The sequence below is a fragment of the Candidatus Binataceae bacterium genome (assembly GCA_035508495.1).
Classification (GTDB): domain Bacteria; phylum Desulfobacterota; class Binatia; order Binatales; family Binataceae; genus JASHPB01.
Map to the genome: position 1 here is coordinate 1 of DATJMX010000081.1, position 16,146 is coordinate 16,146.

Consider the following 16,146-nt stretch of genomic DNA (forward strand, 5'->3'; position numbering starts at 1 on the left):
GATGAAGGAATCTCGCAGAGAAACCGCTGATTTACTGAGATTTCAAGGAAATCAGAATCGCGGATGAGGATAGGAAAATGGCGGAAGAGACTATGAAAGCAAACGATTTCGCGCGGAGCGCCGACCAGGCTAAGCCGATAACGATTAGATTCTCGTCAGAAATCGCGGCTCAGATTGAAGCCGAGGCTCAGGCCCGTGATGCCAGTCCCACTGAGATCGTTCGGTCGATCGTATGTGACCACTACAACGAATCCGTCGACCTGGGCCAACTGAGAAGCGAGATTAGTGAGCTGATCGAAGATCGGTTCCGCCACACAGTGTACGAGATTTCGCGCACGCGATCCTCGCTCTACTACATGGTCGAGCGGAGTGAAGCGTTAGAGCTCGATCGTCCAAAGCTCGAAGAAATCCAGCGACTATCGCGCCAGAACGCCACTGACTATATCGGCCGACTTGATGCAGAGATCGATCGCCGCAAGAACGGATCGAAAGCGAATAGTTAATCCACGGGAGCAAGACGACGATGTGGTCGGGCGGACGACAGGCGGCGAGTTGGCAGGCGTACGCGACTGGCGCGCGAATGAACGCGCGATTTGTGATGGTCTGGCTGAAGCTCGGTCTCTTCTCCTGGATCATCACGACATTCTGCCTCATCTGGTATTGGACGGGCCGCTACTTCCCAGATTTCGGGCACCAACAATTTGTGCCCTGGTTCCTCGCCTGGTTGCTTGGTAAGCTGAGCCCCCCCTTCATCCACCCGACCTTGCCCTACATGGGGCGGCGTTACCCGGCGGATGTTCTCGCAGCGTTTCTCAACGACAGGCATTTCTATCAGCACTCCTTCGGGGAATGGGTAATCCACTATCTGCGCTATGGGGCTGTGGCGCCAATGTTGATCACGGTCGCTTCGGTTATCTTGCTTCGACGCAAAAGCTCCGACGCCCATCACCTCCGTGGGCTGCAACTGATCACCAGCAAAGAGTTAAGCGGCGCGGTGAAAAATGCCGCTACGCGCGGACTTCTACGCGTGCCGGTGGTTCGCCAGCTGAGTGGCGGCAAAACTCCTGGAATCAGAATCGCCAGCGTAACGATACCGGCGGACCTGGAGCCGCAACATTTTGCCATTACCGGCAAAACTGGCTCCGGCAAGTCAAACTGCATCCGGCAGATACTGCGTCAGATCGAGGCGCGCGCGGGAATCGGCATCGTGCTGGATCCAGACGCCGAATACGTCTCGGAATTCTATCGACCCGAGCGGGGCGACTTGATTCTAAATCCGCTCGATGAACGGTGCCCTTCATGGTCGCCGTGGGCGGAGCTCAGGCCGGAAAGCTTCCGCATGGACGCCGAAGCTTTGGCTCAATCGCTCATACCGGATGCTCCCAATAGTTTCTCGCAAAGCGGTGCAGACCGATTCTTCAGACGCTCCGGTCGCACCACACTTGTCAGCATCCTGGAGACTGCCAAGCCACGGACGGCGAAGACCATCACCGAAATGCTGACCTTGCCCCGGGATCGACTCAAGAAGGCTTTGGCCGGAACGCAGGCAGAAGCGCTTATCGATCCCGGAGCACACGACCAGGGCGCGGGCATCGTGGCGATGGCAACGAACGCTACCAACCCGCTTAGCTACCTGCCTCCGGAGCTTCCGAATCATGCCAATTGGAGCGCGGTCGAATGGGCGAAGAATCGCCGCGGATGGCTCTTCATGACCTCGACCGAGGATTCGCGCGCCGCTGCACTTCCGCTCCAAAATGTTTGGCTCGATTGTCTGGTCCGCCAGCTTCTCACTACCGACCTGAGTGCAACCACGAACCAAGTATGGATCATTATCGACGAGCTCGGAGCGCTCGACTACCAGGGACAATTGGAGAATCTCGTTGTCCGAGGCCGCAAACGCGGCCTCTGCGTGGTCGTTGGCTTTCAGGCGGTGTCTCAGCTCCATTCAATCTATGGACGCGACCGCACCGTCACGCTGCTGTCGGCGCCGGCAACCAAACTGATCCTACGTTCGGACGAAGCGGAGACAGCGGAGTGGGCGAGCCGTACGCTGGGGCAGCGTGAAGTCGTTCGACTTCAGATGACAACGCTCACCGGCCCGTCTCTCTTTCGAGATGGGTTCAACCTGCAACCCCATCAGACGTTGGAGCGCGTCGTGCTGCCGGCCGAAATCCAGAAGCTCCCGCCTCTCGAAGGCTACCTCTGCATCGCCGGTTATGACCGGGCGCGAATCGCGCTCCAGTGGGCCGAGCCTAAGAAAAACGCGCCAGCGTTTGTTCTCCGCAAAGACTCCGAGGTGCCGTTTTCTGAGGAGAAGGCAGGCACGCATCCGGAATCATCGCCCAAACCCGCTTCGTCACAGGGAGAGTGGGACTAGCCATGTTGGTCATGTCCAAAGGCGCGCTCACCGCCGGTCAAGCGGAAACGTACTACGAGGAGAAGTACAGTCGCGATGATTACTACACTGAAAATCGGCGGGTGATCGGACATTGGTTCGGCAAAGGAGCCGCAGAGCTTGGGCTGGCGGGAGACATCGATACTGCGGACTTCCAAGCTGCCCTAAATGGCTTTCATCCGAGAACCGGAGAGGTTCTCGTTCATACGGCGCAACGCCAAGGTGAAGAGAAACGGGCGGGCTGGGACGCGACGTTCAACGCTCCGAAATCACTGACCATCCAGGCGCTTGTCGGAAACGATGCTCGCTTAATTACCGCGCACCGACACGCTGTTGAGCAGACGCTCCATCAGCTCGAGCGGTTTGGACAAGCGCGTATTCGAAGAGGCCAGGAGTGGATCACAACCGGCAACATCGTCGCAGCCCGTTTCGATCACATCGCGGCACGACCAACTGATGCCGCCGCCAACGACGGCTATGGTCCTGACCCGCACCTGCACACCCATGTCGTGGTGATGAACATGACGCGTCGACCGGACGGCCAGTGGCGAGGACTCGATCCGATTGAGATCTACCGCTCGCAGGCCTTTGCGACGGCAGTTTACCGCGCTGAACTCTCTCGCGAGGTTCAGAGATTCGGTTATGCGATTACCGTCACCGAAAAGGACGGGCGCTGGGAGCTTGAAGGCTACACACGCGAACAGCTGATGGCCTTTTCGCTGCGCCGTCAGGCAATCGAGCGCGAGCTCGCGAAGCTTGGCATCAATGGCGCAAGCGCGGCACAGATTGCGGCTCATCGTTCGCGTCTCTCCAAAGACCAGCGCGGCGAGGATGCGTTGAAGATCGAATGGCGCGAGCGTGCTGCGGCGTATGGGATCTCCGTGAAACGGATCGCCCAGCTTGCGCATAATCGTAAACCGATCGCGCCAAAACTCGGCGTGGCCACGTTGCTCGAGACCGTGCACCAGGCGACAGCTCACGCGACGGAACGCGATGCCGCACCCGATCGGCGCGAACTCGAGACCTTTAGTCTCCAGCACACCATGGGCCGGACTGTACTGGCAGAGGTTCGCAATGCGATCGACCTTCAACGAAACGAAGGTCGATTGATCGATCTGGTGACGAACCATTGCCATCCGATCGGTGCATTCACGACTCCCGAGATGGCGGTGCTTGAGCGAGATAACGTCGCACTGATGCATGCCGGCCGCGGCATGGCTCAACCGATCGCTGCCATCGACGAAATCAAGAGTTGGTCCGTCAGTCGCGGGCTTGCCGCCGATCAAACCCGTGCAGCCGTAACCACGCTTTCGACTCGTGACTGGCTTAGCGCGATCGAAGGACGAGCTGGCTCAGCGAAGACAACTACGGTGGGAGCAATCCGCGAGCTTTCTCAACGACAAGGCTACTTCGTGCGCGGCTTCGGACCCACCAGCGGCAGCGTCAAAGCGCTAACTGAAGCGGGGATTCTCGCGCGTACGGTCGCGAGCTTGATCGAAACTCCACAGGTCGAGAAGCACCGAAAAGAGCTTTGGATCGTCGACGAGTCGAGTCTTCTGGCGACGAGGCAAGTTAATCAGCTGCTGGGTCATGCGAAAGAGATTGGGATCGAACGCGTCGTTTTCGTGGGTGACGAACGACAGCATCACGGGATCGAAGCTGGGCGGCCCATCTATCAGATGCGTCAGGCTGGAATGGCGAGTGCCTCCCTCTCGGTTATCCGCCGTCAGCGCGATCCGGAACTGCGGCAAGCTGTCGAGCTGGTGGCGGAAGGAAAGCTCGCACAGGCAATTACCGCGCTGTCCGAACAACAACGGATCAATCAGATCTCTGCCCCCAACGATCGCTATTACGCGATCGCCGAAGACTACCTGCGATCGCATCGGGCCAAACAGTTGACACTCGTGGTGAGTCCAGCAATCGAGGAACGCACCGAACTCAATCGAGTCATCCGCGACCGCCTGGTCGTCGGTGGCCAAGTTGCTGGCGAAGGTGTGGACCTGCCGATTCTTACGAGTCTCGATCTCACGCGAGCGCAGCGCGCTCACGCGCGCCACTACGCGGTCGGTGACGTGATCCGCCTACGCCGCGGAAGCCCCAAGCTTGGGATAACCGCTGGCGAGTACCTGACGGTCGAAGCATCGGACCCCAAACGCAATTTCCTCCGCATCAGAACTGAGATGGGTGGCACGATCGAATACAAGCCCAGTCGCTTTCGCGGAACCGAAGTGTTTCGTGCGGAGTCTCGAAGGCTTGCCGCCGGTGATCGTGTCCAATTCCGCGCCCCCGATCGCGCACTAGGGATTGCAAATGGCGAACTTGCGACGGTCGTCGCAATAGATGTTGAGCAGACGCAGTTACGGACCGACAGGGGCAAAGAGATCAGGGCTGCCAACGCAAGGCTTCGGCACATCGACTACGGCTATGCCTCGACATCACACGCCAGCCAGGGAGCTACCGTTGACCGTGTGATTGTGAACATCGACACCGAGCGGAGTTCGCGCCTCGTAAATCGCCGTCAGTTTTACGTGTCACTGAGTCGAGCGAGGCACGACGCGCGAATCTATACGGACAACACCGAAACACTGACGCGCGCCGTCGCTCGCGAGCAAGTCAAGCCGACCGCTCTCGAGAATCTTTCGGAGGCGCAGCGGCGATCGCTGCCAAGATTCAGGCCGATCGACATCGAAGACTCATTCGTTGCGCGACCAAAGCGGAGTATCCAGCGCGATCGAAAGATCAAGCGCAGCCAGGGAATCAGTTGGTGAGGCGAGGAGGTAGCGCGATGAAGTTTTGCACTCGTTGCGGTTCGCAGATGATCAATAAACAGATCTGCGGGTTCTGCAAAGCACCTGCGTTCAGAGCCGCGAGTGAGGCAATCGTCGAGTATCCCGCGGCCGGCGACCTACGTTCATTCCACTTCAAGTACACGCTCTATCTTCTTGGCATCGTCTATCGCGAGCCGTCGCTTTCGGTTCCGTTCAGCTACATAAACGGGACTCTCTTGGAAGTCCGCACCTCTCAAGATGCAGCTCGTTCGGTTCCAATCAAAATCTGGTCGGACAAGGACGATCCTTTATGCGGCCCACGCAGTCCCATCATCGGCAAGGAAACACAGCCAGCCATCAGAAGCATCGTGCGGCTGAGACTTGGAACCGGTGTCGAGCGTTCGTTTGTGCTGTCTCAGGTCAGACCGCACGCCAGACGAGGCGATAGGATTGGACTGATTTTTCCCGCTCCGATTGTCTGCGCCCTCAACCCGGTCTATGACCATGCGGCGATAGCGGCCGTCGACTATCTCGCCGATAGCTCCACGTGGAGCACAACCCATCCAGAGATTCAAGCCATCCGCTCACAGTTGCCGGATGATCAAGACGACGCATTCACCGATTCGTTCGGGAACTACCTGAACGGACTCTGCCGACACTGCCTGCGGCTTTTCAAAGGACACCACGGAAATAATCAGCGACAACACGGAGTTGGCCTCCGTCAGGCGGAGTTAACGCGATGAAGATCCTCGCCCCGCAACAACGCCTGGCGCCGGCTTCGCTCAAATCCGTCGCGCCCGCCCTACGGAAACGCTGCGCTCGGTCACGCCGGATTTGCACGGCTTCGCCGTCGCTCATTGGTGGCAGCGCGATGCGCCGCTACAAATCTCTTTCCTCCGTCGCCGTTCCTGATTTGGGCGAGAACGGCGGCGGGGAAAAAATGGCGGTGGGTTTCCAAGCCCAAGCCGCAGACACCCTGGCCTTCGGCAAGCGGGTGTGAATGAGAACCAATATGTCGACGATGTATCAGGGCAATTGCGCGCGTTGCGAACGCAAAGTCAGGACCGAAGAGAATTTTCTGAAGGCGCGCCTCTGGGCCAGCACCGCTGTGTTTCACTGGAACTGCTTTCTGCTGCTGATGAAGGAACACGGTGACAAAGCGGCCGAGGAGGCTACGTGGACGGCGAGCAGAATTGATCGAGTTTGAATAAACAACGGCTCCGTGCCAGGCGGCTACCCGGACGCAGAGCCAAAAAGGAGAAAGTCGTGTCGTTAAACAAAGTAATGGTGATCGGGCATCTCGGGCAAGATCCGGAACTCCGCTACACGCCGGCAGGCCTACCGGTCGCGAACTTCACCGTCGCGACTAACGAAGTCTTCGTCGACAAGGAGGGCAAGCGCCAGGAACGCGCCGAATGGCACAGGATCGTCGTCATGGGAAAAATCGCGCTGACCTGCAACGAGTACCTGAAGAAAGGCAGACAGGTATTCGTCGAGGGCCGATTGCAAACCCGCGAATGGGAGAACAACGGGCTGAGCAGTCGACGGACTGAGATAGTCGCCGCACGGGTGCAATTTTTAGGTACACCGCAGGGCGAAAAAGCAGAATCCCATCAGACGGATGACCCACTGCTACCGGCGGAAGCGGAGATTCAATTTTAGTAGTGTGCCGCGGCTCGTGGCTGCGCCTGTATTCTTTTGCAGCCACGAGTCGTCATTCAAACGTTTAGAAAAGTTTTCTTAGAATGAACGCTGAGGGAGTCGTTTATATGAGACCCCAGAAGCAGATCTCTCCTGAGAACCTGGAACGCGTGCTGAAGGCTCTTGATGCGGTCGCAAACCTCTGGTCGCCAGACGATGGCGAAGGAGCTGCGAGCGAACAACCACACGAAGAATATCTGACTGTTCGGCAAGCAGCGGCACGCATCAAGTACTGCGAACAGACGCTACGCAACATGATGTCTACTGGAGTCTTCAAACGCGGTCTGCATTACTACAAGCGAAGGGGACGGGTTTTGTTCGTGTGGTCACGAATGGAGCAATGGCTCCATGAAGATGGCGCTGCTTCTCCAGAAAACGAAGAATTAAATCGCTTCGCTGGTGCAAATGTGTTGCTGACTGGCGACGAGCCCTTCTATCCGGTGCACCGTGCCCGTACGCGCAAAAAACGGTAATCTCTTTTTTGACTTCTTCTGGCGGGGGATCCGCTGTAAGGAGTACACGGGACTCGCTGATACCAGCGAGAACCGGCGCCTCTGCGAGCGCAAGATGTCGGCAGTCGATGCCGCTATCGAGCGTGGCTCATTCGATTATCGAGCGCATTTCCCGCGCGGGAGCCGTCTTCAAATTTTCTATCCGAATGATCGTGGGCGCGATGGAGCGCTGCTCGCATTCGAAGAGTACATCGCGAAATGGCAAAAGAATCGATCACCGATTCTCGCGGACGGTCGCGTGACTCAAGATCCAGACATCCACCCCTCCACCTGGATCCACGACGCGACTGTCGTGCGCAGCCGGTTCATCCCTACATTTCGAAATCTCAGATTGGCGGAAATAACGCCATACCATTGCTCCACCTTCAGACAGTCGTTGCTCGAAGAAGGCCTGAGCGGAAAGACGGTCGGCAACACTATGGGCCTTCTTCACAAGGCGTTCGCGGACGCCGTCGACGAAGGGTTGCTTGAAAAGAATCCGGTGCTTCGCACGAGCAGCCGTCGCGTGCGACGCAGCAGGCGCGAACGCCATTCCGCAAATCCACTGACCAGCTCGGAAGTTGCCCGCTTTCTGGAGTGTGTGCCGGAGTGGTATCGCGATTTCTACACGGTGTGGTTTTACCTGGGCTGGCGATCTTCCGAAATTGTCGCGCTTCGTTTTGGATGGATCGACTTTGAGCGCCAGCAGCTGAAACTTCGTCGGGGCCGGATACCGCGTATGGGCGGACTGGAAGCCGAGCCCAAAACCGGTCGTCGCGAAATCGATTTTTCTTACGCGACGGAGATTCTGAACGCGCTAGTTCGTCTCAAGGCCCGAGCGAGCTCGACTTCGCCCGAGGACTTCGTCTTCACCAACCGCAACGGCAGCCCCTTGGACCAGGAATGGCTCAACGATTGCGTTTGGAAGCCGACACTAAGTCGTGCCGGCATCGCTGAACGAGGTCAGTACTGCATCCGTGACACGTTCATCTCGTTGGCTCTGTCATCAGGCGAGGATCCCGGATGGGTAGCTCAAGTGTGCGGCACTTCGGAGGAGATGATCTTTCGCCACTACCGAAAGTGGATACCGGGACTTCAGGTTGGAGCGGGACGGAGAATCGGAGCTGTGTTGCAACAGGCTATCGAGCACCAAAATACTGGAGAACCGTCCCTCAAACCGTCCCCGGCGCTAGTGAGCCGATCGAAACTCCAATTAAATCAGGTACTTACCATGGCGGAGAGGGGGGGATTTGAACCCCCGGCTCCCTTTCGAGAGCACACGCTCTCCAGGCGTGCGCCTTAAACCGGGCTCGGCCACCTCTCCGCGTGAATCGTCAGTATGCATCAGGATGGCGATCCGCGCCACGCCCGCGCACGGCGCTTGATTGGGCTTAACGGCACACAGTACAAACTCATGGGAAGCCAGCCTCGAGCGGCCGACCCGGGAGTTTCACACCAATGCTGCATACGCCGATTTGCGACTACTTCGGTATCAAATATCCAATCGTGCTGGCCGGGATGGGCGGCGTCGCGATGCACAACGTCGTCGCCGCAGTCTCCAACGCCGGAGGCCTTGGCGTGATCGGCGCCGCCGCATGCACGCCCGACCAGTTGCGCGACGAAATCCGCAAGACCCGCGCGCTCACCGACAAGCCCTTCGCCGTCGATCTGCTCGCGCCGATTCCCGACATGATGCGGCCGCATATGCCAGTGCTGCTCGAAGAGAAGGTCCGAATCTTCGTCGCCGGGCTCGCTGTGCCTGCGGAGTTTATCCAAACGATGCACGAGCACGGCATGAAAGTCGTCGTCATGTGCGGCAAGGTTCATCATGGCGAGAAGGCCCAGGAGGCCGGCGCGGACGTCGTCGTCGCGCAGGGCACCGAGGCGGGCGGCCATACCGGTGAAGTTGGCATGATGTCGCTCGTGCCGCAGATGATCCGTGCGGTGAAGCTCCCCGTGCTGGCCGCGGGCGGTATCGCGCATGGCAGCCAGATCGCGGCGGCGCTGATGCTTGGCGCGCAGGGCGTCGTGATCGGCACGCGCTTCATCGCAACGCCCGAGGCGCAGGCCGCGCAGGTGTATCGCGAAGCGATCGTCAAGGCGCGCGACGACTCGACGATGCGGACGCGATGCTATACCGGCAAACCGTGTCGCGTAATCCGCACCGAATACGCGCGCGAATGGGAACGCGATCCGTCGAAGATTAAACCCTTCCCGCAGCAGGCAGCAATCTCCCGCCAGAACGGCGTCATGAACTTCTCCGGCGAATACGGCGAGGCCGATCCGAACCGCACTTTCATGCCGACCGGGCAAGGCGCGGGATTGATCGGCGAGATCAAGCCCGCCGCAGAGGTGTTCGCTGACCTGTTACGCGAGACGGAGGAGACTCTGCGCGGTGCGCAATCGCTCCTGGCGGAATCGTCGCGCCCGCAGCATTCGGCGGCGCCTTCCCCACGCTGAGTCTCGCTGCGTATGTGTCAATTTTGTCACCCCGGGCTTTCCTCATTCGATTTCCGCTGCAGTCGGGTGAGAGAGTTCCCGCATCGACGCTCGTGGCCTTCTCGCGAGGCAGAATGAAGGATGGCGCTGCGCGCCGATGTCTGGCACCGGCCCCTTTGGGGGCCTCCAAGATCCCTCGACGTCGCTCGGGATCACAGATTGGATGGCAGCCAACAACGGCAGAAAACCTATTTCTCATAGGCCTCGGGATGACAGAATCATAGATGTTGTCCTCGCTCACAGTGACAAACGGTGTGCGGCCAGGTAACTCAAGAGTGGTAGGGCGTTATTTTTCAGAGCAGCCGGAATCTGGTGCGCGACACCCGTCCATGCCGGCTGCCTACGCGGAAAGTTCGCCTTGACTGCCCGGGGGGTCAGCCTTATGTTTCAGCTAGGTCGAACGAAAAGAGGTTCCGATGGCGAGCGAAAAAGTTGTTCACGTGACCGATGCCACTTTCGAACAGGAAGTGCTCAAGTCCGATAAGCCGGTTTTGATCGATTTCTGGGCGCCGTGGTGTGCGCCTTGCCGCGCTATTGCTCCTTCGATCGATGAACTCGCGACCGAATATGATGGCCGCCTCAAAGTCGTGAAGATCAATGTTGACGACAATCCGCAGACCCCGGCTCGCTTCGGCGTCCGCGGCATTCCGAATCTGATCATCGTCAAGGGCGGTCAGGTGAAGGAACAGATCGTCGGCGCCGTTCCGAAGAACACGCTGGTCCGCGCCGTTGATGGCGCGATCGTCGCGTAACTAACTCTCCGTTTCAATGCGATGGCGACGGCGACGCGGTTGGCGTCGGCGTCGCCTCGCGTGCTTTCAGCGCAGTGTCGATCCAGTATCGCATCAGGTCGTCGCGATGACGCTCGTAGGTCGCCTTGACCTCGTCGGGTATCATCGCGACCAGCGATTCTTCGTAGGTCAGCACCATCGGCGCAAGTTTCGATTGCCTGAGCAGTTGCGCGTCTGACGGCAGCACGGCCGCGATCAGCATCACGGCGAGACCGCATATGATCGCGACGATCGCGCCGCCAACGACGGCGCCGGCGAGGTTGTCGAGCCATCCGAGATGGATCGTGCGCAATACGCCGCTCACGAATCCGCCGATGAAGCCCACCACAACAAATACGATCGCGAACACGGCGATGTATCCGATCACCGAGCTGACGTTGGGCGATGTTCCGAGTTCTCGCGCAGCCAGATCCGCCGCGCGCGCATAATATTCCGAGGCGAGGTAGAGCCCCGCGACGAGCGACACCACCGAAGTGACCATCCCGAGCGCGCCGCGACGCAGCCCGTGCAGCGCGCCGATCGCAACGGCGATGATGATGACGTAGTCGAGCGCGTTCATCCGATGGCGAAGAATTCCCGCCGCCCGATGCTACCTGAACACTGTCGCCGCCGCGACGCGCGCTGCGATTCTTTCTCGCCGAGTCAGTGTGGTTAAATGGCGGGCATGGCGTGGGTCTATATCGAGGATCTGTCGAAGCACGTGGGGCAGGATGTCGAGCTCCGCGGATGGCTCTACAACAAACGCTCGAGCGGCAAGATTCATTTTCTTCAGCTTCGCGATGGCACCGGGATCTGCCAGTGCGTCGCGACGCTGAACGATCTCGGACCCGAGCTTTTCGCCGCCGCCGATCACATGGGCCAGGAAACTTCGCTGGTGGTGACCGGCGCGGTGCGCGCGGACAAGCGCGCGCCCGGCGGCTATGAGCTCGGAATCAAGTCGCTCAGGATCGTCGCGGCGTCGAGCGATTATCCGATTACGCCCAAGGATCATGGCGTCGCATTCCTGCTCGACCATCGCCACATCTGGACGCGCTCTTCGCGCCAGCACGCGATCCTGCGCGTCCGCAGCGAGGTCGAAGCCGCATGCCGCGATTTCTTCCACGCGCGCGGCTTCGTCCTGTTCGACGCTCCCGTGTTGACGCCCACTTCATGCGAGGGCACCACCAATCTTTTCGAGCTCGATTACTTCGGCGAGCGCAAGGCGTATCTCACGCAGAGCGGACAGCTCTATGCCGAGGCGGGCGCGCTCGCGTTCGGCAAGGTGTACACCTTCGGCCCGACGTTCCGCGCGGAAAAATCGAAGACGCGGCGGCACCTCACCGAGTTCTGGATGGTCGAGCCTGAGGTCGCGTACTTCGAGCTCGATGACGACATGCACCTGGCCGAGGACTTCGTGTCATTCATCGTGCGCCGCGTCCTGGAGCGCCGCGCGACCGAGCTCGCGACGCTCGAGCGCGATATCACCAAACTCAAGCCCGCCGCCGAGACGCCATATCCGCGCATTAGCTACGACGACGCGATCGAGCGCCTGAAGAAAAAAGGCATGACGGTGAAATGGGGCGACGACTTCGGCGGTGACGAGGAAACTGCACTGTCAGAAGAATTCGATCGCCCCGTGATGGTGCATCGCTATCCGACGGTATGCAAAGCCTTCTACATGAAGCAGGATCCCACGCGCACCGACGTCGCGTTGTGTGTCGACATGCTCGCGCCTGAAGGCCATGGCGAGATCATCGGTGGCGGCCAGCGCGAGGACGATTACGAAACGTTGCGCAACAAGATTCTTGCGCAGAACCTGCCGCTCGAGCCGTTCGAATGGTACCTCGATCTGCGCCGCTACGGCTCAGTGCCGCACGCCGGCTTCGGCATGGGCATCGAGCGCATGACGGGATGGTTGTGCGGAATTCATCACATCCGCGAATGCATCCCATTCCCGCGCATGATGGAACGCCTCGAACCCTGAGACGCGTTGCGGCGCGGATGTTGCTGGATCCGGATCGCCATATCCACTTTTGCGTGTAATCGGGTCTTGCTTGCGCCATTTCAACGTCATTGCGTTTCGCAATGACACGTGGTTGGCGGCAGGCTAAGCAGTCTCACCGATTGCGTGTGGGTTGAAAAGCCGAGACGTAGGGAAATGACTGATCGACAGGTAAGTGTTCTGCTGGTCGAAGATAATCCTGGTGATGTGCGCCTGATCCGCGAAGCCTTCCGCAGCCTGCAAATCGCCCCAAACCTTCGTGTGGCGTCTGACGGTGTCGATGCGATCGAGTATCTGCGCACGAACGGACCGACGAGGCCGCGACCGGATCTGATCATCCTGGATCTGAGCCTGCCGCGAAAATCCGGCCTCGAAGTTTTGGCCGAGATAAAAGCCACACCCGAGATCCGGCAGATTCCGGTGCTGATTCTGTCGAGCTCGGCCGCCGATTCTGACGTGCACAAAAGTTACGATCTGCACGCGAACTCATACATCGTAAAGCCCGCCGACCTGTCGCAGGTGCTCAACGTAATCAAAGCAGTCTCCGACTTCTGGATGACCACGGTCCGCCTGCCGAGTATGGGCGCCCCGAGATAAAGTACGATGTAGAAGGATCAGGTTACTTGACCCAAAAAGTCAGCAGCTCCTCCCAATCCCTCTCCTAGGATAAGGAGAGGGATCCGGTAGCATGAGGAAACTGCGTTAACAAATTGTTAGCGCAGCGGTTGAAGCTCCTCAGCCGCGATTTTACGGAAGAGGAAGTCTACTCAGTAAGAAGGCTGCGCCGGCGATACTGCCGGAGTGTCGGCGCGATATCGCGCAGGCGGCTCCCATGGCGTCGCGAGCGCTTCGTAGCGTGCGAGCAATTCCTCAGCGTCGCGCTCGCCAGCCGTCTTGCGAATCAGATCGCGCAGCATCTGAGGCCGATCGGTGAGGCGCTGGCGAATCATCGTCCGCAGCGCGCGATCGGCAAGCCGCTCCACGACTTCATTGCCTGCGATCGTCTTGCCGTCCTCGGTCTTGAGGGTGCGGGCCGTGATCTCTGACAGTGCCGTGCGCAGGTACTCGACGTGCGGCGCTTCGTCGGCGCGAATGAATCGCACCAGGTCGGCCGCTTCCCTGGGCGCGTCGGACACAGTCTCGTCGGAGAGCACGTCCTCGGCCCATGCGAACGTCGAGCGCGCGAAGACTTCGATCGCGAGCACATTGACCATGAAACGGATCAGGCGCTCGACCGGAGCGCCGAGCGCCGGAAACATCGCGGGCGGTTCCTGGCCGCGGCGCGCCATGATATTGGCGTAAATCTCAGGCGAAATCGTCGGATTCGAAAGCGCGGCGTCACGGGCTGCATCCCACATCTGGCGATGCCCGCCTTCCTCTTCCCATCCCGCCTCGTCGCGCGCGTGCGCTTCGAAGAGTCCGCGCTCGAGATGCTCGAGCGCAGTGCCGGCCGTATCTTCGCGGATGAAGGACTTGAGCGGGGGCACGGGAAGCTGCCGAATCATCGCGCCGAAGCCCTCGATAATCGCGATCTCGCTGAGCAGCCGCACGACCGGCTCGCGCACACCCTCGCGTATCAGGAGCTTGCTTTGCGCGGCGCTCAGCGCATGCGGAGGCACGCAATCGTCGGGAATCTCAACGAGGGGCAAGCCCGAAGCCGCGAGGTGCTGCTCCTGCCAGGCCTTGACCGCAGGATTGCGCCACAACGTGCGCGGCGACCGGTAAGTGCCGTCCACATCGAAGCCGCCATGACATCGCACGCCATTGACGATCAACGGTTCCTTGGTCGGCACGTTGGCCAGCAGCTCGTCGGTGGAAAACGTAAGACGCGATTCATGTGGCATCGGAGGTACCCTCGCAATTCAGCGCCAGTCATCATCCAGCGCTCAGCCTAACGTATGTTAGGCTGAAGTCGCGAGTCAAATGACGATCGAGGCCAGACCATCGAGGCGGTTTCCATGTTCATCCAAGGGTAATTTCGCTTCAGTCGAATCCATGCACTGCCTTCTAACGAGCGGAGAATACATTAAGCGAGCGATTGGTGCGCGCGGAGGATTTGCGACGAACACGTTTCCGCTGGCCGCTGACCAGCGGTGTACGCGTGTTCTGTCGGTCCTTTGTCCCCAGATGATCTTCGTGCAAAACGCTACTGTGCAAATCCAGACCTGCATATTGATGGATCCGCGCCTCAGGTCGATTGTAACTTGAGGCCCATCGGCGTCATGTTTCAAAACGCCTCGGGCGGTGTAGCGTACAATACTATTCAGAACGAGACGTCGATGTGCCCCGGCCCGCGTGTCAGGTGGGGTGGGGATCTTTGGCGACCGCCGTTCGAATCCGGGCAAGCATACCTTTTGGCGACTCCGGCGTTACCCTGAGCAGTATGATCGCCAGCGTGACTAACAACCTGATTAGCGAGGACATCAATTTTAGCTCGGGAATGATTTTCGACGCCTCGACGGGATCGTCAGTGCTGAACAATACGATATGGGCGACAGGAACTGCCGCAAAACAAATCGGGATTCGCTTCGACGGCGTCACAACCGCGCATGACAAGGGATGTTCGCTCGTCGCGAATATACTGACCGACGTACAAACGGTTCCAGCTTCTGCTGTGGACTGCTGACCCGCAAATCGAGTCAAATAGCTACTGCGCGGCGGGCCCTGTGCCACCGCCCGGTTGCGACGAGCCTCGCGTTGGCACCGCGGCGGTCGATACCGCGGTGGGTGACTGCTGCGCGCCGGGCGACGCCTTCGCGGCGGGCGCCGCTGGCACTTCGGGCTTCACTTCCGCATATGGTGAGCCCTCCGGTAGTGGCTCGGGCTCCTCGGACGCGTCCTTCGCAGCTGCTTCCGCGCGTGCCTGAGCCCCCGGTTTGAGATGGGTGGTCAGCATCAAATGGTCGTGGCCCCACGCCGCACCTGTGCCCAGATCACCGAACACGGGAAGCACGCCGCAAGCAAAGGAAAAAGCTTCGTAGCCCCAGCGCGTCGTCGCCGGATCGTTCAGATCTGCTGGCCGATAACCTTCTTTCGTGACGTAAACGTTCAAGTCGGCCTTCGACGGCACTTTGACTTCCAGTGGGGTCACGCCTTTTTCGTCGCCATTGACCAGGACTTTCGCGCCGGCTGGATAGCTGATGACGGTTATCTCTTCGGTGCGACCCTTTAGAATCGTCGCGCACGATGACAAGAGGCCCGGCAGGATCAGGATTGCGACTACTGATTTTCTCACGCGGTTCCCGCTTGGCAGCGTGTTGGCTGGATCGGCCAGAAGATTCTTTTGGCACGCAAGCAACACGACTACAAGATGTCGCGATGATGCAGCGCCTGGGCGCCACAATCGTGCCGCTGAGTTCGCTCGGTGTCACCCGGTGATGCCGATGAGAGAATGTGGTTCGCGCTCTGGGGCCACCCCAAAACTGCGCGCGGTCCAGTGAACTTTCAACGCGTGGATTGCTGATGCCGAAAAAATACCTGGGATCGCACGGGCGATCCCAGGGCATCTCGAGGGTCAAGA

General features: G+C 59.4%; 16 protein-coding genes and 1 tRNA gene. 12 read left to right on the forward strand and 5 right to left on the reverse strand.

Features of this window, described 5'->3' with window-relative positions; all coding sequences use genetic code 11:
* The first annotated feature begins 77 nt into the window (after window positions 1–77).
* The 7 genes from VMA09_23180 (at window position 78) to VMA09_23210 (ending at window position 7,337) form a co-directional block, all read left to right on the forward strand.
* Window positions 78–503, forward strand: a complete 426-nt coding sequence (locus VMA09_23180; protein HUA36528.1) for a hypothetical protein — start codon at window positions 78–80, stop codon at window positions 501–503.
* A gap of 20 nt (window positions 504–523) precedes the next feature.
* On the forward strand, window positions 524–2,377 hold the full coding sequence (locus VMA09_23185) for a type IV secretion system DNA-binding domain-containing protein (GenBank protein ID HUA36529.1): 1,854 nt from the start codon (window positions 524–526) through the stop codon (window positions 2,375–2,377).
* 2 nt (window positions 2,378–2,379) lie between these two features.
* Window positions 2,380–5,163 carry a MobF family relaxase gene (mobF, locus tag VMA09_23190; protein HUA36530.1) on the forward strand — a complete coding sequence of 928 codons (2,784 nt, stop codon included), beginning with the start codon at window positions 2,380–2,382 and terminating at the stop codon, window positions 5,161–5,163.
* 17 nt (window positions 5,164–5,180) lie between these two features.
* Window positions 5,181–5,906 carry a hypothetical protein gene (locus VMA09_23195; GenBank protein ID HUA36531.1) on the forward strand — a complete coding sequence of 242 codons (726 nt, stop codon included), beginning with the start codon at window positions 5,181–5,183 and terminating at the stop codon, window positions 5,904–5,906.
* Complete coding sequence (locus VMA09_23200; GenBank protein HUA36532.1) at window positions 5,903–6,163, forward strand: hypothetical protein; 261 nt, start codon at window positions 5,903–5,905, stop codon at window positions 6,161–6,163. The genes VMA09_23195 and VMA09_23200 overlap by 4 nt, the downstream gene beginning before the upstream one ends.
* A 266-nt stretch (window positions 6,164–6,429) precedes the next feature.
* A complete protein-coding gene (gene ssb / locus VMA09_23205) occupies window positions 6,430–6,825 on the forward strand; it encodes a single-stranded DNA-binding protein (GenBank protein ID HUA36533.1) in 396 nt (131 codons plus the stop codon).
* Window positions 6,826–6,932: 107 nt separating this feature from the next.
* Window positions 6,933–7,337, forward strand: a complete 405-nt coding sequence (locus tag VMA09_23210) for a hypothetical protein (GenBank protein HUA36534.1) — start codon at window positions 6,933–6,935, stop codon at window positions 7,335–7,337.
* A gap of 253 nt (window positions 7,338–7,590) precedes the next feature.
* On the opposite strand, the gene VMA09_23215 is transcribed toward VMA09_23210, so the two are convergent.
* Both VMA09_23215 and VMA09_23220 read right to left on the reverse strand, forming a co-directional pair.
* Window positions 7,591–7,908 (reverse strand): hypothetical protein, encoded by a 318-nt coding sequence (locus VMA09_23215; protein HUA36535.1) that lies wholly within the window; start codon window positions 7,906–7,908, stop codon window positions 7,591–7,593.
* A 679-nt stretch (window positions 7,909–8,587) separates the two neighbouring features.
* Window positions 8,588–8,679: transfer RNA gene (locus VMA09_23220), tRNA-Ser, on the reverse strand.
* Between the two features lie 134 nt (window positions 8,680–8,813).
* On the opposite strand from VMA09_23220, the gene VMA09_23225 reads away from it, so the two are divergent.
* Window positions 8,814–9,815: a nitronate monooxygenase gene (locus VMA09_23225; protein ID HUA36536.1), complete on the forward strand. Its 1,002-nt coding sequence runs from the start codon at window positions 8,814–8,816 to the stop codon at window positions 9,813–9,815.
* A gap of 455 nt (window positions 9,816–10,270) precedes the next feature.
* Window positions 10,271–10,606: a thioredoxin gene (gene trxA, locus VMA09_23230; protein ID HUA36537.1), complete on the forward strand. Its 336-nt coding sequence runs from the start codon at window positions 10,271–10,273 to the stop codon at window positions 10,604–10,606.
* A 13-nt stretch (window positions 10,607–10,619) separates the two neighbouring features.
* Here the strand turns inward: trxA and VMA09_23235 are convergent, their stop codons facing one another.
* Entirely contained in the window at window positions 10,620–11,204 is a 585-nt protein-coding gene (locus VMA09_23235; GenBank protein HUA36538.1) for a CvpA family protein, read from the reverse strand.
* Between the two features lie 96 nt (window positions 11,205–11,300).
* Here VMA09_23235 and asnS point away from each other — a divergent pair, with 96 nt between their 5' ends.
* Window positions 11,301–12,608: an asparagine--tRNA ligase gene (gene asnS / locus VMA09_23240; protein ID HUA36539.1), complete on the forward strand. Its 1,308-nt coding sequence runs from the start codon at window positions 11,301–11,303 to the stop codon at window positions 12,606–12,608.
* Window positions 12,609–12,782: 174 nt separating this feature from the next.
* Window positions 12,783–13,223 carry a response regulator gene (locus VMA09_23245; GenBank protein HUA36540.1) on the forward strand — a complete coding sequence of 147 codons (441 nt, stop codon included), beginning with the start codon at window positions 12,783–12,785 and terminating at the stop codon, window positions 13,221–13,223.
* Window positions 13,224–13,393: 170 nt separating this feature from the next.
* Here the strand turns inward: VMA09_23245 and VMA09_23250 are convergent, their stop codons facing one another.
* Window positions 13,394–14,470 carry a hypothetical protein gene (locus VMA09_23250; protein ID HUA36541.1) on the reverse strand — a complete coding sequence of 359 codons (1,077 nt, stop codon included), beginning with the start codon at window positions 14,468–14,470 and terminating at the stop codon, window positions 13,394–13,396.
* Between the two features lie 473 nt (window positions 14,471–14,943).
* Here VMA09_23250 and VMA09_23255 point away from each other — a divergent pair, with 473 nt between their 5' ends.
* Window positions 14,944–15,252: a hypothetical protein gene (locus VMA09_23255; protein HUA36542.1), complete on the forward strand. Its 309-nt coding sequence runs from the start codon at window positions 14,944–14,946 to the stop codon at window positions 15,250–15,252.
* Between the two features lie 21 nt (window positions 15,253–15,273).
* Here the strand turns inward: VMA09_23255 and VMA09_23260 are convergent, their stop codons facing one another.
* Window positions 15,274–15,861, reverse strand: coding sequence for a PEGA domain-containing protein (locus tag VMA09_23260; GenBank protein ID HUA36543.1), 588 nt, complete (start codon window positions 15,859–15,861; stop codon window positions 15,274–15,276).
* Window positions 15,862–16,146 lie beyond the last annotated feature (285 nt).